This window comes from Rhizobium rhizoryzae (assembly GCF_011046895.1).
Classification (GTDB): Bacteria; Pseudomonadota; Alphaproteobacteria; order Rhizobiales; family Rhizobiaceae; genus Neorhizobium; species Neorhizobium rhizoryzae.
This window is the reverse complement of record NZ_CP049250.1, coordinates 2,085,181-2,102,856: the sequence shown is the minus strand read 5'-3', so window position 1 is coordinate 2,102,856 and position 17,676 is coordinate 2,085,181. Positions and strand designations below refer to the sequence as shown.

Below are 17,676 nucleotides of genomic sequence, written 5' to 3'. Positions count from 1 at the left end.
AACTGTATTAGCGATTCAACTGGGGGTGAGCGTGAAACGACTTCTCCTGACAGGCATACTGGCGCTGATGGCATCGTCGGCACACGCCGAGCATCTGACGTTCACCACGGAATCCTATCCCCCCTACAGCTTTATTTCGTCGACCGGTAAACCGTCAGGGGTCGGCGTCGATCTGGTGGATGCCATCATGCGCGCCAGCAGCGTCAAAGCCAGCTACACAATTGAAGTCATGCCTTGGGCCAGAGCTTTGGCGCTTGCGGAAACCTCGAAGGATCATTGCGTCTTTGCCGCAGCCCGCACCAAGGAACGCGAGAAGACCTTTCAGTGGGTCACCCCCTTCTTCTCGGATATCAACTTGCTCGTTGCGCTCAAGTCGTCGCCGGTCGACGCCCGCACAATCGAGCAGGCGCGGCGCTATACCGTCAGCACACAGCGGGGCGATTATACGCAAAGTCTGCTGAAGGATAAGGGCTTCGAGAAAATCGATGTCAGCGCAAATTTCGAGACCTCGCTGGCAAAGCTGATGGCGGGACGCATCGACCTGATCCCGATGTCGGAATCGGTCTACAACAAGCTGATCCGTGAAGGTGCGGAATTGCGCCGCCTGATGATCTTCTCGGAGCAAAAACTGGGCATTGCCTGCAATCGCGAGATCTCGCCCGACCTGATCGCTAGAATGCAGGCTGCTCTGGATACCCTGCGCTCCAGCGGGGAACAGGATCGCATCTTGCGCAAGTATGGCCTGATGCCGCCTCGTTAACTTGCGTAGCCACGTGTCTGCCCAGCAAAGGCCCGCCTGACGACATCGCTCTTGACTTTACTGCCCTTTCGGAGTGGGAAAGCGATCGAGAGCAAAGGTCCAAACCATCATGATCATCATCGCAGGCTTGGGAAATCCGGGCAGTCAATACCGCGGCAATCGCCATAACATCGGCTTCATGGCCGTTGATGCAATCCAGCGCCTGCCCGGCTTTGGCTCCTGGTCGAAGAAGTTCAAGGCCGAGATTTCCGAAGGCGAAATCAACGGGGAGAAGGTCCTGTTGATGAAGCCGCAGACCTTCATGAATCTCTCCGGAGAAGCGGTTGGTGAAGCCATGCGATTCTACAAGCTCGGTCCGCAGAACATTGTCGCGATCTACGATGAACTCGATCTTCCTCCCGGCAAGGCGCGCATCAAGACAGGTGGCGGACACGGCGGGCATAACGGTGTGAAATCGCTGGATGCCCATTGCGGCAAGGACTACAGACGCCTTCGGCTGGGCATCGGCCATCCCGGCGCCAAGGAACTGGTTCATAACCATGTTCTGGGCGACTTTGCGAAATCAGATCAGCCCTGGCTTGAGACACTGCTCGATGCGATCGCCGCCAACATCGGCCATCTTGTGAAGGGTGAAGATTCGCAACTCATGAACAAGATCGCGCTTGCCACCGGTGACCAGAGTGCGGACGCGACGACAAAACCTGCAAAGGCGCCAAAGCCCCCCAAGCCCGCCAGCCAGTCCCACATCCATCAGGCGCGCAGCAATCGTGGCCCTGCCCTTCCGGCGTCGGGCCCCATGGCAGACATGCTGAAGAAGATGTTCGGCCCGAAGGGGGAGTGAAGGTTCACTCCTCCGGTTCGGTGATGAACATGAGCGGGAACCCGGCCTCCTTTGCGAGATCCACCGCTTCCTTCGCCTTCGTCTCGGCAATATCCTTGGCACAGACGACAACGACAGCGAGCCCCATGCGGTGCGCTGTCATCATCACGCGATGTCCGGCTTCCGCGCTCATGCGGAACACTGACTTCAGCACGATCGTCACGAATTCGCGCGGCGTGTAGTCGTCGTTCAGGAGAATGACCTTGTAGAGCTTGGGTCTTTCGAGCTTTGGCTTCGCCTTTGTCGTCGGCTTGACTGTCGTATTCTCACTCATGGCCGCGTTCCCAACAGGCTCGATTGTCGCTCACAAGCGATCAGCACGGATATTGATAGATGGCAAGATGCGCGACGGGCATCAGCCCCGCGACAGACCGGATCATAATCTCTGCAAAGGTCGCGGACAAGTCGCGCAGGCCTTTCCAGACGGGATTTAAGCTTTTGCTGTGGTCGCTTGCCCTTGACCCGATGGCCTCTTTCCCCCATAGCCGAAGCCAAATCGAAATCAACGACGGGTCAACCCTTATGGGCTTTAAATGCGGCATCGTCGGCCTGCCCAATGTCGGCAAGTCGACACTCTTCAACGCGCTGACGAAAACGGCTGCTGCACAGGCCGCCAACTATCCCTTCTGCACCATTGAACCCAATACGGGTGAAGTGGCCGTGCCGGATGCACGCATGCAGAAGCTGGCTTCCATCGCGGGCTCGAAGGAAATCATCCCGACCCGCATTTCCTTCGTGGATATTGCCGGCCTGGTGCGCGGCGCCTCGAAGGGTGAAGGTCTCGGCAACAAGTTTCTCGCCAACATTCGCGAAGTGGATGCTGTGGTCCACGTTCTGCGTTGCTTCGAGGATGACGACATCACCCACGTCGAAGGCCGCATCAACCCGGTCGGTGACGCCGAAACCATCGAAACCGAACTGATGCTGGCGGATCTCGAAAGCCTTGAACGCCGCGTGGAACAGACCCGCAAGCGTGCGACCGGCAAGGACAAGGAATCGCTCGCGCAGCTTCCTGTCATGGAAGCCGTGATCAAGCTTCTCAATGAGGGCAAGCCGGCTCGCCTCTTGCTGAAGACACTGGGAACCGATGAGATTGCCGTTCTCAAGGGCCTCAACCTGCTGACCTCCCATCCGGTTCTCTATGTTTGCAACGTCGCGGAAGCAGATGCCGCCACGGGTAACGAGCATACGGAAGCGGTTGCCGCCATGGCGAAGGAACAGGGCGCAGAATGCGTCATCATTTCCGCCGCCATCGAAGCGGAAGTCGCTCAACTGCCGGAAGAGGAAGCAACCGAATTCCTCTCTGCGCTCGGCCTTGACGAAGCAGGCCTTGATCGCTTGATCCGCGCTGGCTACCACCTGCTCGATCTGATCACCTACTTCACCGTTGGCCCGAAAGAAACGCGTGCCTGGACCATTGTTCGCGGCACCAAGGCGCCACAGGCGGCAGGCGTTATCCACTCCGATTTTGAACGCGGCTTCATTCGCGCCTTCACCATTTCCTATGACGACTACATTGCCTTCAAGGGCGAAGTCGGCGCCAAGGAAGCGGGCAAGGGTCGCGATGAAGGAAAGGAATATGTCGTGAATGACGGCGACGTCATCCATTTCCGCTTCAACACCTGATCGCGATAGCTGATCAGGGCGACCTTCGCTCTTCACAGGCCGCCGCTGCGCCCGCACCGGCGGCTTTGTTGTTCGCGAAGAGGCTCAAACCTCGAAGAGCAGAGTTGCGGCAATCGTCCACATGATGAGAGCGATGCAGGTATCGAGTAAGCGCCACGCCGAGGGCTTCGCAAACAGGGGCCTCAGATAAGTCGCGCCGTAAGCGAGCGAGAAAAAGAAGACCAGTGAAGCCGTTGATGCTCCTGCTGCGAAAATCAGTTCCTCGCCCGGGAAGCGGGTTGAAAGCGTCCCTACCAGCACGACCGTATCAAGATAGACATGCGGATTGAGCCAGGTGAAGGCAAGACAGGTGGAGATCACCGTCGAGAAAGGCAGTCCTGCGCCCTGCGTGATCACGAGGCTGGAAGATCCCGTCACGGCAGAATGCAGGCTGCGCGCGCCATACCACAGTAGAAAAGCCGCCCCCGCATAGCGCATGACGGGATCAATCCATGGTGCAGACGCAAGGATTTGCTGAAAACCGCTGACGCCGAAGAAGATAAGCAATGCATCGGAAAGCGCGCAGGTCAGGGCAACGGCCAGAACATGCTCGTTTCGCAAACCCTGCCGCAGCACGAAGGCATTCTGAGCCCCGATTGCGACGATGAGGCTAAGCCCGATACTGAAACCCGTCGTGTAGGCCGTTGTGATCACAGCATTTCCTCTCACTGAATGATCTGGAATTAACCGGCCATGCGAGTTAAGTAAAATGAAGGCTTCTAACGCGGATTAAGGAAAAATAATTCGATGCTGGACTATGGCGGATTGCAGGCGGTGGCGATGGTGGTGCGCACGGGCAGCTTCGAAAAGGCTGCCCAGAAGCTGTCCGTTACACCTTCTGCGGTTTCGCAGCGGGTCAAGGCGCTGGAAGAACGCCTTGGCACGATCTTGATTGTACGTGGCCAGCCTTGCACCGCGACCAGCGAGGGCGAGTTGATCTGTCGCCATGTCGAGCAGGTCCTGATGCTGGAGCATGACCTTTCCGCCGCCCTCCCGCCCCTGCCTCCCAACCGTGACAGCGAGGACCGGGTTACGATCCCGCTAGCGGTCAATTCCGACAGTCTCGCCACCTGGTTTCTCAGCGCCGCCGCCGGCGCCAGTTTCAGTACGGGCTATCTGTTCGATGTGATTGTGGATGATCAGGATCATACGACGGACATTCTGAAAGCAGGTCGGGCTATCGGTGCAGTCACCGCACAGCCGGAACCTGTTGCGGGCTTCAAGACCTTCTCGCTCGGTGCCATGACCTATCTTGCGACCGCCTCACCCGCCTTCCGCCAGCGATATTTCAGCAATGGACTGACGAAAGAGACGCTGCAGAAGGCGCCCGGCATTGTCTTCAACCGCAAGGACAGTCTACAGGACATCTGGGTTCGCAAGGTCACCGGCCAACAGGTCGCATTTCCGAACCATTGGCTCCCGTCCAGCCATGCCTTTATCGATGCCTGTCTGCTGGGATTGGGATGGGGCATGAGCCCGCTTTATCTTTTGCACCACCATCTCGCCAATGGCACACTCGTGGATCTGGCGCCTGCACATCCGATCGACGTTCCGCTGTACTGGCAGATAAAGTCCTCCGCCGCAACGCCTCTCAAGGTCCTGACAGAGACCATCGTTGCCTATGCGCGGAGCAACATGAACCGACCGTTCTAAGTTCAAGCCACGGGCGGCAGCTTTTCGGCCATGGCGGGCGGAAACAGTTCCAGCACCCGTTGGCGCAGATAACGCCATCCCACACCCACCAGCAGCACGACGATGCCGACAACGGCAAGCGCCATGAACACGATCAGATCGCCGGTCAGTTGCTGTTCCTTCAGGATCCCGATAACGGCGACGACAAGTGCCACAAGACCCGAGGTCGCGAACGCGCGCCGGTCAATCAGAATGCCCACCAGCATCAGGCAGGAGACTACGAAAACGATCGGTAGGGCCAGATCACCCTGCCAGCTCTCCGGCGTTACTCTCAGCGCCCCCGTCTGGAGGTAGATGACAAAGGAAAGAACGGCATACAGCAAGGCAGGCGCCGTCATCAGATGAAGCCAGAAGGCAATATCGGCGCTTCTTGAAATCCGATGGCGATCGGCAAGATCAAAACGCATTGCAATGGCAAACAGCCCGCCCGCCGAGAGCAACAGAATGCAGACCAGCAGAAACGGATAGCTGGTGATGAAATGCTGAACCCCGAACACGCGCTCCAGCAGTGCAAAGACAAGCATCGTTGCCAGCGCCAGACAGGACGCGATGAAGAGCGCAACGGCAAGCGGAACCCGGTAACGCAAGGCATAGAGCCCGAGCACCGCCGGAAACGGAGCCACATAAGCGGCAAGACCCAGCGACGTATCAGCATCGACGTAATCGCCCAGAATCACCAAACCCGCAATCCACGTCACCGCCGCAGCCGAAATGGTCAGCACGACCGCAGGCAAGGCCAGACGCTGGCGCGCGACCAGTATTTCAGACAGGAGAATGATGGCCGGCGTGATGACGAAAATATTGCCGAGCCCCCAGAGGCCGGCAAACAGGATCAGGATGCCGATGCTGATAAGCACGTCATGAAAACCACGTAGAAACCGGGGGGCTTCCGTATCAGGAGGGGAGGAAAGCATACTGTCCGCCACGGAGCCAGCAGGCAAGGCAAGCGATTTCGACAAATGCCGTTCGAGATCCGCGACCTTGGCGGCATCAACAAGCCCTTTCTCGACAGCACCCTGCAGTGCGGCTCTCAGCTTGGTCATGTTTCTCCTCCCGATGCCTTGAGAGCAGAACTCCCACCGTCTTGAATAATCTCTGCGACTGGCCATTGTCCATTATCGCGAGCGACCTAGAGTCTACCTTTCGAAGGCTTGTATCAACTGTCGCACTTCTGAGACGGACCAAGAGAGAAAGCCGCAACCAGGAATGGACGCGACCGTGAATTCATTGCATACCATCGACCCCCGCAAAGCATTTCAGGAACGAGCGTGATGAGGGCCTACCTCTTGAATTGCTAAAACAGCTGTTGGAACACGTTCGATGAAACGCTATTCATCAAAGACAATCCAGTCTCATGAAGGAACCAGGCATGACGAATGGGAAGCTTCACTTTGAAGACTTCACCCCCGAGCGCGCATTTCCGCTCGGTCCGCTGACGGTGAGTGCTGAAGAGATCATCGAATTCGCTTCCGAATACGATCCGCAGCCAATGCATCTTTCCGAGGAGGCCGGCAAAGCGAGCATTCTAGGCGGTCTGGCGGCTTCCGGCTGGCATACCTCTGCCCTGCACATGCGCATGACAATCGACAGCTTTCTGCTCAACTCCACCTGTGAGGGTGCGCCGGGCGTCGACTTCATGGACTGGAAAAAGCCGGTTCTGGCAGGCGATACCCTCTCCGGACAGGCGGTGGTTCTGGAGGCCAGAACACTCCGCTCAAAGCCCGGCATCGGCTTGATCCGTATGCGAAGCGAAGTCGACAACCAGCGCGGTGAAACCGTCTGCGTACTGGAGCAGGCAATCATGTTCCGGATGCGGAATGCTCAGGAGACTGCACCATGAGAATGGCTGAACTCAACCCGGTCGGCACGCGTCTCGAAGTGGGCACCATGGAGTTTACCACAGACAGCATCATCGGCTTTGCGCGGAAGTTCGATCCTCAGCCCTTCCATCTGGATGCCGAGGCTGCCAAGGATTTCGTGTTCGGCGGCCTGTGCGCTTCCGGATGGCAGAGTGCAGCGGGCTGGATGAAAACCTTTCTGGCCTACTGGACCAAGGAATGCATCCGATTGCACAAGCAAGGCATTGCCCCGCCCAAGCTCGGCCCCTCGCCCGGCTTTCGCAAGCTCCAGTGGCTGAAGCCGGTCTATGCCGGCGACCGGATCACCTATTATACAACACTGCTCAACAGCCGCGAACTGGTTTCGCGCCCGGGCGTCTGGCTGAACTCGACCCTGAATGAAGGCGTCAACCAGAACGGCGAGACCGTTATTCGGTTCGAAAGCAGCGTGCTGGAATTCACCTGAGGAGCACGAGCTCAGCGGGCCACGATCACCGTGGCGCCGGCTCCCACCATCAAAGCGCCTGCGCCTCTGTTGAGACGGCGCAGGACCACAGGATTGCGCAGTAACCCGCGTGTGCGCAAGGCAAGCAGAATGTGCCCGCCAATCACAAGGGCCTCGACGATCAGGATTGCCGCCGCCAGCAGACTGAAATCGCCGAGCGAGAGATGCGCATCAACGACGTTTGGCAGCAGAGCGATATAGAACAGCGGCATCTTGGGGTTTCCGAGATTAAGAAACACCCCCGCCAGATAACCGCGCCATAATTCCCCGTGACCGGCCACATGCCGCGCTTCCGGTACGGCAGCGGGCGCAGTCCACAGCCGACATCCCATCCAGATCAGGTAGATTGCTCCGAGATAGCGGAGCACCACCATCGCCCACCCCATCTCTGATGCGAAGGCGGACAAGCCGAAGGCCGCAAGGGACAGGAAGATGAGGATACCTGTTACCGTACCGAGACCGTAGGCCAAACCCGATGCCGCGCCGTGATGAAGCGAACGCGCAAGGATCGTCATATTATCCGGGCCGGGACTGGCCGCGAAAATGAAGAATGCGAGCGCAAACCCAATCAGCGATGTGAATTCCATCTGCCCCTCCTGCGGACATCAATGGAACCGCAGCAGAACAGAGCGCTGCTCAGCCGTCAATGCCCGTCGAACGACACAAGCGTGCGAACCTCAACGCCAAGCGCCTCCAGCTTCTTGCGCCCGCCCAGCTCCGGCAAATCAATGACGAAACAGGCGGACACCACCTCGGCACCCAACTGACGCAGCAGCTTCACAGCGCCCTCAGCTGTGCCGCCCGTCGCGATCAGATCGTCGCAGAGAATGACCTTATCCCCCGGCTTCACCGCATCGACATGCATTTCCATCTCGTCGACGCCATATTCGAGGCTATAGGCCACGCGAACGGTTGTGTGCGGCAGCTTGCCCTTCTTGCGAATTGGAACGAAGCCTGCCGAAAGTTGATGCGCCATGGCACCGCCCAGAATGAACCCGCGCGCCTCGATACCCGCAATCTGGTCGACAGCCAGATCCGCATAGGGACGGACCAGCTCATCGACCGCGCTGCGAAACGCTGCAGCATCCCCCAGAAGCGTCGTGATATCGCGGAAGATGATCCCCGGCTTCGGATAATCGTGAATAGCGCGGATCGAGGCAGCAAGGGTCTGTTGGATATCGGCCATGGGATTCAAACGTCCAGAAGGGTGAACAGGGATGCCGCCAACAAAAAAGGCGGCCGAAGCCGCCTTTCTAGAGAATATGAGCGCTGGGCTCAATGTTCCTTGTTTGCATAAACCGACTTCTTCGTCAGGTAGACCAGGATCGTGAAGATTGCCAAGAAGACCATGACCATGAAACCGGTCCGCTTGCGCTCTTCGAGATGCGGCTCGGCAGCCCACATCAGGAACGCCGAAACGTCCTTCGCATACTGGTCGAGAGTCTGCGGTGAACCGTCGTCATAGGTCACCTGGCCATCCGAGAGCGGCGGCGCCATAGCGAGCGCGACAGCGTTGGCAAAATACGGGTTGAAATGCGTTCCCGTCGGAACGTCGACACCCTGCGGCGCTTCCTGGTAACCGGTCAGCAGCGAGTAGATATAGTCCGGACCACCTTCCTGATACTGCGTGAAGATGTCACCCACGAAGAGCGGGAAGCCACGGGTTACACCGCGCGCCTTGGCAATCAGGGAGAAGTCCGGCGGAGCTGCGCCACCATTGGCTGCTGCCGCGGCCTGCTTGTTCGGGAATGGCGACGGGAAGTGATCCGAAGGCACAGCCTTGCGGGTGAACATCTCACCATCATCATTCGGGCCGTCCTGAACTTCATATTCCGAAGCGAAGGCCTTCACCTGGGCTTCCGAGTAACCGAGGTTCTCAAGCGTTCTGAACGCCACCAGATTCATCGAGTGACAGGCAGCACAAACTTCTTTGTAGATCTTCAGGCCGCGCTGCAACTGACCCTTGTCGTATTTTCCAAACGGACCGGCAAAGGACCACTCAAGGTTCTTCGGCTTCAGGACGGGAAAGTGGCCACCCTGAATTGCGTGCTGCGTTGCTTCCGCCAGCCCGTGTCCCTCCTCGGCCTGTGCCGAAGAGATGCCAAAGGCTGCCAGTGAGGCGACCAGAGCGAGGCTCGTTACAAGCTTTTTCATTATCGTTGTCCTCTCTCTCGCTTCAGGCCTGAGCCGCCGCAGGTTTTCCCTGCTTCTCGAGAACCGCTTCGGTAATCGAGTTTGGTATTCTGCGCGGCGTTTCCAGAAGGCCGAGAAGAGGCATGATGAGAAGGAAGAAGCCGAAGTAATAGGCTGTCCCGATCTGGGAGAAGACAACGTAGAGGCCTTCCGCCGGCATGGCGCCGAGCCAGCCCAGCATGATGGAGTTGGCAACGAAGATCCAGAAGAACAGCTTGTACCAGGGACGATACACTGCGGAACGAACCTTCGACGTATCGAGCCACGGCAGGAAGAACAGCACGATGATCGCGCCGAACATCACCAGAACGCCACCGAGCTTGGAATCGATCGGGCCGACGTTGAAAGTGATCGCACGCAGCATGGCGTAGAACGGCAGGAAGTACCATTCCGGAACGATGTGTGCCGGGGTCTTCAGCGCGTCCGCCATGATGTAGTTATCCGGGTGACCCAGATAGTTCGGCATGTAGAAGACGAACCAGGCATAGACCATCAGGAACACGGACAGGCCGAGCGCATCCTTCAACGTCGCATAGGGCGTGAAGGGCACCGTATCGGTCTTGGTCTTGACTTCAACGCCCGTCGGGTTGGTCTGGCCCGTCACATGCAGCGCCCAGACGTGCAGGATGACAACGCCTGCAATCATGAACGGCAGCAGGTAATGCAGGGCGAAGAAGCGGTTCAGCGTCGGCTGGTCAACGGCAAAGCCGCCGAGCAGGAACTGCTGGATCCACTCACCCACCAGCGGGAAGGCCGTGAAGAAACCGGTGATGACCGTTGCACCCCAGAATGACATCTGGCCCCATGGCAGAACATAGCCCATGAAGGCGGTTGCCATCATCAGCAGGAAGATAACCACGCCGAGGATCCAGAGGATTTCGCGGGGCGCCTTGTAGGAGCCGTAGTACAAGCCGCGGGCAATGTGCAGATAAACCGCGATGAAGAAGAACGACGCGCCGTTGGCATGCATGTAGCGCAGCAGCCAGCCGTGGTTCACGTCGCGCATGATCTTTTCGACGGAATTGAAGGCGACGGTGACTTCCGCCGCATAATGCATGGCCAGAACCACACCGGTCAGGATCTGCACCACCAGCATCACGGCCAGCATGCCGCCGAAGGTGTAGGCGTAGTTCAGGTTGCGCGGAACAGGATAAGCGACGAAGCTGTCATACATCAGGCGCGGCAGGGGAAGCCGCGCGTCGATCCATTTTTCGACAGCCGTCGATGGTTGATAGTTGGAATGCCCACCACTCATGTCGTGTCCCCTCAGCCGATCCGGATCACAGTATCGGAAGCAAATGTAAATGTCGGAATTGCAAGGTTCTGCGGGGCTGGACCCTTGCGAATACGACCCGCCGTATCATAGTGCGAGCCGTGGCAAGGACAGAACCAGCCGCCGAAATCACCGGACTGGCCGAGCGGAACGCAACCCAGATGGGTGCAGGAGCCGACCATGACGATCCAGTTTTCCTTATCCTTGCCCGCGGAACGGTCCAGATCTGTTGCCTTGGCATCGGCCGCGAGGTTGGCGTTGCGTGCAACCGGGTCCTTGAGGTCCGCCAGAGCCACAGCCTTGGCTTCTTCAACTTCCTTCGGCGTGCGGTTACGGATGAAGATGGGCTTGCCGCGCCACTTCACCGTCAGCGACATGCCCGGCTGGACGCTGGCCACGTTCACCTCGATGGAGGCGAGCGCAAGCGTCGAAGCATCAGGCCGCATCTGATCGATAAAGGGCCATGCAACCGCAACGGCACCAACCGCACCTGCCATACCTGTTGTCAAATAAAGGAAATCACGGCGTGTGGGCTCGCCCACGGTGCCGCTATTCGTGTCGTGCTCGCTCACGTTCAACCCATCCTCTGCGCAGAAATGTACTGAATTTGCATTGCCCCTCACCCTTGCGAGTCCAATTCGGACACAAATTGGTCGCTATTCTCCCCGAAATTTGTCTAAGCGTGATCGCAGGATATGTCCAGCCTCCCCACTCAGCTATCGGCAGATTGTCGCGCCCAGATGGCGCAACGCAACACCGCTCCCCCTGGAACGATGGTCACGGCACGCCCTGCCCCGGACCTTATCAACTGTCACTAGCATGATTCGCTGGATCGGGGCTGTGCGCCAGTGAGATAGAATGTCGCACATCTTGCGAATGTCAGGTTTTACCCCCATAAAGGCTGCCCGCACACCGCACTTGATATAAATCAAGTCGGATGAGGTCTCCTAACAGAGCTTGCGCTTCAGTCCGTGCCCGGCTCAACCGCAATGAACCCGCCCGATTGCCGCGCCCATAGTTCCGAATAGAGACCGCCGCTCGCGATCAGTTCCGTATGCGTGCCCTGCTCCGCGATGCGGCCCTTATCCATCACGATCAGCCGGTCGAGAGCAGCGATGGTGGAGAGGCGATGGGCGATGGCAAGCACTGTCTTGCCCTGCATCAGCGCATCGAGATGCGCCTGAATGGCCGCTTCCACTTCCGAATCGAGCGCGGACGTCGCCTCGTCCAGAACGAGGATTGGGGCATCTTTCAGCATGACGCGCGCAATCGCAATACGCTGGCGCTGACCGCCGGACAGCTTCACGCCGCGCTCTCCCACATGCGCATCAAAGCCAGTACGGCCGCGCTGGTCCTGAAGCTTCTCGATGAAATCATAGGCTTCGGCACGCTTTGCCGCCTGCACCAGCAAAGCCTCATCCGCGTCCGGACGCCCGAACAGAATGTTGTCGCGGACGGAGCGATGCAGCAGCGACGTATCCTGCGTGACCATGCCGATCTGGGCGCGCAGGCTCTCCTGGCGGACCTTCGAGATATCCTGCCCGTCGATCAGAATGCGTCCGCCTTCGAGGTCGTAAAAGCGCAAAAGCAGATTGACCAGCGTGGACTTTCCCGCACCCGAACGCCCGACGATGCCCACCTTTTCGCCGGGGCGTATCGTCAGATTGAGATGCTCTAGCACGCCTTTCCCGCGACCATAGTGAAAGCTCACATCCTCGAAACGGATTTCCGGCTCGCGCACCACGAGCGCCGGAGCGTTTGGCGGGTCTGCGAGATCGATCGGCTGAGAAATCAGGTCGGCCGCATTCTGCACGGTACCGTAGTTTCGCATGATGCCGTTGAACTGCGTCATCAGCCGTCCCAGCAGAAAATTCAGGCGAAGCACGAGCGCCAGCGTAAAGGCCACGGCGCCGGAACTGATCCGACCATCCAGCCAGAGGTGGATGCACAGCGCGGCCATGCTGGTGATCATGACGCCGGACAGCAAAGCCATGGACGCGCGCACGCCGGTAATGAACCGCGTGAACATCAGCGTCGTGTTCTGGAAGACCTCGAAGCCCTCGCGCATGTAGCGATCATTGGCTTCGTCGCGCCCGAACAGGCGCAGCGTCTGGATATTGCTGTAGGCATCGACCATGCGTCCGCTCAGCATGGATGCGGCCTCCGCCGTCTCGCGCGAATGGAAACGGATTCGCGGCACGAAATAGCGGGCAAGCATCGAGAAAATGCCGACCCAGACCAGCACGATCACCGCAAGGCGCCAATCCAGACCGCCGACGAGCGTCAGCATCGAGACCGAATAAATGCCGACAAACCAGACACTTTCCATGAGGGAGGTCACGAGATCGCCGGTCGCCTGCCCGCCGGACCAGACCTTGGTGACGATGCGGCCCGCAAAATCATTCTGGAAAAACGAGAGCGACTGGCGCGCTACGTGCTGGTAACTCTGCCAGCGCACGAGATTGTAAAATCCCGGCGTGATGATCTGCTGGTCCACCAGTGCATTGGCCATGGCGACAAGAAACCGGACAACGGCAATCAGCACCAGCATGCCTGCCAGTTCCCAGCCATGCGCGGCCAGAAGACCGGCCCATCCGGCGGCTCGGTCCGTTCCCGCCAGAATATCGACCAGCCGGCCGACAAACCAGAAGAGCGCCGCCTCGATGGCAGCCGTCATTCCGCCCAGTACGAGCATGGCGACAAAGGGCGATTTGGCTTGGCGTATGTAGAACCAGATGAAAGCGATGGTGCCGGATGGCGGGCGCAGATTGACCTTGTGTGCGAAAGGATCCAGCCAGGTTTCGAAACGGCGCGCGATGGATGAAAATATCATGGAGCCCGATATAGGCGGATTCCATGAGGAGGCAAAGTTAAAGCCTCTTCATCTTGAGGCCAGACCATTTTGCAACTGGCTTATCTTGCAGCTGGAAAGAAAAAATCATGCCTCCAGTACGTGGGCCTTTTCCGCCACATCGAGACGCACATAGGAACCGGGTGACGGAAGCGCTACGCTGGAGGTCTTGATGCGAATAGGCGGCAGCGCCGCCCCATTCAACGCAACCGCGATGGTGGAGGTGGCGCCTGAAAATTCCACATCGACAACCTGCCCCGTGGTGTCGTCGGAGCCGCTGTCACTGGCGATACGGATCTGCTCGGGCCGAAGCATGATTTCCACCTTGCCCTTGTGGTGACCGTCAATGGACACATTGCCCAGGGCGCAATTGGCGATGCTGCCCTTGGCAATGGCCGGAAGCAGCACGGCATCGCCCATGAAAAGAGCCGTGGCACGATCCTTCGGATGAAAATAAAGCTCCTGCGGCGTACCCGCCTGCACCACCCTGCCCTCCCGCATCACCACTACGCGATCGGCGAAGGAAAGCGCCTCTTCCTGGTCATGCGTAACCAGAATGGTGGTGACACCCGCCGATTGCAGCAGACGTGACACCGTTTTGCGCATGTTCTCCCGCAGGCCGGTATCGAGTGCGGAAAAAGGCTCGTCGAGCAGCATCAGGCGCGGACGACAAGCCAGCGCACGGGCAAGCGCCACACGCTGCTGCTGACCGCCGGACAGCTGGTGCGGACGGCGCGACAGCATGCCCTGATCCAGTTCCACCATATCCAGCAGCGAAAGAATTCGCTCGTTGCGCTGCCGGTCCGCGCGGGAAATGCCGAAGCCGATATTGTCCGCAACCGTCAAATGGGGAAACAGCGCGCCATCCTGCGCGACAATGCCAATCGAGCGAAGATGTGCCGGCACGCTTGTCGCGGCATCAGCCAGCAGCTCGCCACCAACTGAAACGCGCCCGCTATCCGGCGTCTCGAAACCCGCAATCATCCGCAGAAGCGTCGTCTTGCCGGAGCCGGAGGGACCAACGACGGCGGTGCGCATGCCGGACGTGGCTTCGACACTCACCTGATCCAGCGCCTGGACCTTACCATATCGCTTGGAGACGTTTTCGATGGAAAGCACGGTCATTGTCCTGCCACCCGCTTGGACTGGAGATGAAGATAAAGCGTCATCGGCATGGAAAGCACCACCATCATCACCGCATAGGGTGCCGCGGAAACATAGTCGATCTCGCTCGTCAGTGACCAGAAGCGAGTGGCGAGCGTATCCACGCCAAGTGGCGAAAGCATCAGCGTTGCCGTCAGCTCGTTGGCGATGCCGAGAGCCGCAAGCGCTACACTGGCTGCGGCCCCCGGTGCCGCCAGCCGGAAGGTGATTTCAAAGACTGCCCGCCGTGGTGGTCGCCCAAGGGCGGTCGCCGCCCGTTCCAGCTCCACCGGCGCCTGGGCAATGCTGGCGCGCAAGCCCACCATGGCGCGCGGCAGAAACAGAAGCACATAGGCCGCCAGAAGCGTAGCGAAGGTCTGGTAAAGCGGCATGAAATAGCGAACGGTAACAGTCACCAGCGCCAAGGCCACGACGACACCCGGAAGTGAGCCGACATAATAGTGGCACGCTTCCAGAATCCGCTGCACACGACCGGGCGCCCGTACGGAGAGCCACGCCATGGGTGCGGCGAGTGCAGTCGCCAGCACTCCGCCGAACAGGGAAAGCACAAGTGTCTGAAGCAGGGCGTTGCCCAGCATATCGGCCTGCCAGATGGCAAGCCCGCCCAGCCACAGCCAGCGCCCCAGCGTGTAAAGCGGCACACCGATGGCAAGACCGGCGACGAGGATTGGCAGCAGGAGGCACGGCAGGGTCAACGGGCCGAGAGCATGAACGACGGACGGACGGGCAGTGCCGGTGCCAACTCGCGCATAGCGCTCGTTGCCGCGCAGGATTATTTCCAGCAGCAGAAGAAGCAGGCAGCAGAGCACCAGAACCCCGCCCAGCATGTTGGAGGCAGGGCTGTTATAGGAAGACTGGAACTGATCGACGATGGCGGTCGCGAAGGTATCGAAGCGGATCATCACGAACAGCCCGTATTCGGACAGCAGATGCAGCGCAATCAGCAATGAACCGCCGCAGATGGCAAGGCGAAGCTGCGGCAGGACCACATGCAGGAAAACCTTGAACGGTGACAGGCCAAGCGACGCACCGGCGTCTTCCAGCGCGGGATCCAGCCTGCGAAGCGAGGCGGCTACCGGCAGATAGAGAAATGGATAGTAGGCAAGCACCGCCACGAAGACGGCACTCCACAGGCCGCGCATGCCGGGCAGGAACGTGATCCAGGCATAGCTGTGAACGAAGGCTGGAATGGCAAGCGGCGCGACGGCAAGCCCCGAAAAGAAACGCCGAAACGGCAGATCTGTCCGCTCCGTCAACCAGGCAAGACCCACCGCTACGACAATCGAGATCGGGATGGTGACGACTTCGAGGTAGACCGTGTTGATCAGCAGTTCGCCAACGCGCGGACGAAACACCAGTTCGCGCACTGTTTCCCAGCCCACATCGAAAGTGACCAACACAATGAAACCAAGCGGCAGCAGGCTGAAAAGCGCGACACAAAGCGCCAGCAGCGTCGCCACCGGATGCGGACGGAGCGCTGGCAGAAACCGATGTCCGCCGGTGCGGCCGCTTGACCGCCTCAGCGATGAGGCACGCTGCAACAAGGGTTCGCTCACTCCGTTCAGGCCACGCTCTCAAAGCCGCGCGGGAAATGCCAAAACGACCGTGCCTTGCGGCCACGGTCGCTCAGTCTGATTAGAAGTTTGTCAGTCAGAACTCAACAGGCTAGAAGCCGATCAGAGAATACCCGCCGCCGTCATGAGTTCGACAACCTTCTTGCTGTCCAGCTTGGAGGCGTCCACCTTGGGTGCCTGCAGATCCTTGATCGGCACCAGCTTGGCATTGGCATCGCCGTTGATGGCATATTCGAAGGAGGTGCCGTTCTTCAGAATGTCCTGTCCACCCTGGCCGGTCACGAACTTCAGGAATTCCTGCGCTTCCTTCTGATGCTTGCTGGATTTCAGAACACCACCACCGGAAACGCTCAGGAACGCGCCCGGATCCTGGTTGCGGAAGTAGTGCAGGCCGACATTCTTGCTGTTCTCGCCGGTCTTGGCCTGATCACCGAACCAGTAATAGTGATAGATCACTGCACCTTCGACTTCATGCGCGTTGACGGCCTTCATGGCAACACTGTTGCCCTTGTAGGCAACGGAATTTTCCTTCATCGCCTTCAGCCACTGCCCGGTTGCCTGCTCGCCCTTCGTGGCGAGAAGAGCACCGACGATCGCCTGGAAATCGGCCCCGGCAGGAGATGCACCCCAGCGACCCTTCCACGCCGGGTCGGCGAGATCCAGCATGGACTTCGGCAGCTTGTCTTCCGTCAGCTTCGTCTTGTCATAGGCAAAGACCGTGGAGCGGCCGGCAATACCCGTCCAATTACCATTGGCAGGACGGAACTGTTCCGGAACCTGGGCGAGCGTGGCAGAATCCACCGGCGCGAAGAGACCGGCCCCATCGACCAGCGTCATGGCGGGAGAATTCTCGGTCAGGAACACATCCGCAGGAGACGCCGCCCCTTCCTGGATCAACTGGTTGGCAAACTGCATGTCGCCGCCCTGGCGCATGGTTACCTTGATGCCGGTTGCCTTGGTGAAAGCTTCGATCCACTCGCGACCGAGACTCTCATGCTGGGCATTGTAGACGACGATGCCTTCGCCATCCGCTGCATGGACGATGCCTGCGAAACCGGTGCCTGCAAGCGCAATGGCAAACAGCGTGGACAAGCGGCTGACTGACTTCATCGATAAATCTCCTTCAACGAGACCTGCGGCTCCACAGGCGTGAGGCTCTATAGATTTATTTGATTGTGACTTTCAAGTTTGAACACGTCGCCATGCAGGGAAATTGGACGATCTGCGTCAAGATATCGCCGCACCAGATAGGATACGACGATCATCGGATGATAAGTACTT

General features: G+C 58.9%; 18 protein-coding genes. 6 read left to right on the top strand and 12 right to left on the bottom strand.

Annotated elements, in window-relative coordinates; genetic code table 11:
* The first annotated feature begins 31 nt into the window (after positions 1-31).
* Entirely contained in the window at positions 32-760 is a 729-nt protein-coding gene (locus G6N80_RS16080; protein ID WP_244484703.1) for a substrate-binding periplasmic protein, read from the top strand.
* Between the two features lie 109 nt (positions 761-869).
* Positions 870-1,601, top strand: a complete 732-nt coding sequence (gene pth, locus G6N80_RS16075) for an aminoacyl-tRNA hydrolase (RefSeq protein WP_062553997.1) — start codon at positions 870-872, stop codon at positions 1,599-1,601.
* 4 nt (positions 1,602-1,605) lie between these two features.
* On the opposite strand, the gene clpS is transcribed toward pth, so the two are convergent.
* Positions 1,606-1,914, bottom strand: a complete 309-nt coding sequence (clpS, locus tag G6N80_RS16070) for an ATP-dependent Clp protease adapter ClpS (protein ID WP_062553996.1) — start codon at positions 1,912-1,914, stop codon at positions 1,606-1,608.
* A gap of 248 nt (positions 1,915-2,162) precedes the next feature.
* Here clpS and ychF point away from each other — a divergent pair, with 248 nt between their 5' ends.
* Entirely contained in the window at positions 2,163-3,266 is a 1,104-nt protein-coding gene (ychF, locus tag G6N80_RS16065; protein ID WP_165137125.1) for a redox-regulated ATPase YchF, read from the top strand.
* An 84-nt stretch (positions 3,267-3,350) separates the two neighbouring features.
* Here ychF and G6N80_RS16060 read toward each other — a convergent pair whose 3' ends face one another.
* On the bottom strand, positions 3,351-3,959 hold the full coding sequence (locus tag G6N80_RS16060) for a LysE/ArgO family amino acid transporter (RefSeq protein WP_165135247.1): 609 nt from the start codon (positions 3,957-3,959) through the stop codon (positions 3,351-3,353).
* 93 nt (positions 3,960-4,052) lie between these two features.
* Between G6N80_RS16060 and G6N80_RS16055 the strand changes: the two genes are divergently transcribed.
* Positions 4,053-4,958: a LysR family transcriptional regulator ArgP gene (locus tag G6N80_RS16055; protein ID WP_165135244.1), complete on the top strand. Its 906-nt coding sequence runs from the start codon at positions 4,053-4,055 to the stop codon at positions 4,956-4,958.
* Between the two features lie 2 nt (positions 4,959-4,960).
* On the opposite strand, the gene G6N80_RS16050 is transcribed toward G6N80_RS16055, so the two are convergent.
* Positions 4,961-6,040 (bottom strand): hypothetical protein, encoded by a 1,080-nt coding sequence (locus tag G6N80_RS16050; RefSeq protein ID WP_165135241.1) that lies wholly within the window; start codon positions 6,038-6,040, stop codon positions 4,961-4,963.
* Positions 6,041-6,366: 326 nt separating this feature from the next.
* On the opposite strand from G6N80_RS16050, the gene G6N80_RS16045 reads away from it, so the two are divergent.
* Complete coding sequence (locus tag G6N80_RS16045; RefSeq protein ID WP_062554738.1) at positions 6,367-6,837, top strand: MaoC family dehydratase; 471 nt, start codon at positions 6,367-6,369, stop codon at positions 6,835-6,837.
* A complete protein-coding gene (locus G6N80_RS16040; protein ID WP_165135238.1) occupies positions 6,834-7,301 on the top strand; it encodes a MaoC family dehydratase in 468 nt (155 codons plus the stop codon). The genes G6N80_RS16045 and G6N80_RS16040 overlap by 4 nt, the downstream gene beginning before the upstream one ends.
* 11 nt (positions 7,302-7,312) lie before the next feature.
* Here the strand turns inward: G6N80_RS16040 and G6N80_RS16035 are convergent, their stop codons facing one another.
* From G6N80_RS16035 to G6N80_RS15995, 9 genes are all read right to left on the bottom strand, one after another.
* The gene (locus G6N80_RS16035) at positions 7,313-7,927 is read right to left on the bottom strand and encodes a LysE family translocator (RefSeq protein WP_165135235.1); all 615 of its coding nucleotides are present in this window, start codon (positions 7,925-7,927) and stop codon (positions 7,313-7,315) included.
* Positions 7,928-7,983: 56 nt separating this feature from the next.
* Complete coding sequence (locus G6N80_RS16030) at positions 7,984-8,526, bottom strand: adenine phosphoribosyltransferase (RefSeq protein ID WP_165135232.1); 543 nt, start codon at positions 8,524-8,526, stop codon at positions 7,984-7,986.
* A gap of 89 nt (positions 8,527-8,615) precedes the next feature.
* Positions 8,616-9,494: a cytochrome c1 gene (locus G6N80_RS16025; RefSeq protein ID WP_062553989.1), complete on the bottom strand. Its 879-nt coding sequence runs from the start codon at positions 9,492-9,494 to the stop codon at positions 8,616-8,618.
* 22 nt (positions 9,495-9,516) lie between these two features.
* Positions 9,517-10,788: a cytochrome b gene (locus G6N80_RS16020; RefSeq protein ID WP_062553988.1), complete on the bottom strand. Its 1,272-nt coding sequence runs from the start codon at positions 10,786-10,788 to the stop codon at positions 9,517-9,519.
* An 11-nt stretch (positions 10,789-10,799) separates the two neighbouring features.
* Positions 10,800-11,378, bottom strand: a complete 579-nt coding sequence (gene petA, locus G6N80_RS16015; protein WP_062554737.1) for a ubiquinol-cytochrome c reductase iron-sulfur subunit — start codon at positions 11,376-11,378, stop codon at positions 10,800-10,802.
* Positions 11,379-11,770: 392 nt separating this feature from the next.
* Positions 11,771-13,639, bottom strand: a complete 1,869-nt coding sequence (locus tag G6N80_RS16010; RefSeq protein ID WP_165135229.1) for an ABC transporter ATP-binding protein — start codon at positions 13,637-13,639, stop codon at positions 11,771-11,773.
* 105 nt (positions 13,640-13,744) lie between these two features.
* A complete protein-coding gene (locus tag G6N80_RS16005) occupies positions 13,745-14,782 on the bottom strand; it encodes an ABC transporter ATP-binding protein (protein WP_165135226.1) in 1,038 nt (345 codons plus the stop codon).
* The gene (locus tag G6N80_RS16000) at positions 14,779-16,344 is read right to left on the bottom strand and encodes an ABC transporter permease (RefSeq protein WP_425503930.1); all 1,566 of its coding nucleotides are present in this window, start codon (positions 16,342-16,344) and stop codon (positions 14,779-14,781) included. Before G6N80_RS16000 ends, G6N80_RS16005 begins: the two co-directional genes overlap by 4 nt.
* 153 nt (positions 16,345-16,497) lie before the next feature.
* Complete coding sequence (locus tag G6N80_RS15995) at positions 16,498-17,505, bottom strand: iron ABC transporter substrate-binding protein (RefSeq protein ID WP_165135223.1); 1,008 nt, start codon at positions 17,503-17,505, stop codon at positions 16,498-16,500.
* Positions 17,506-17,676 lie beyond the last annotated feature (171 nt).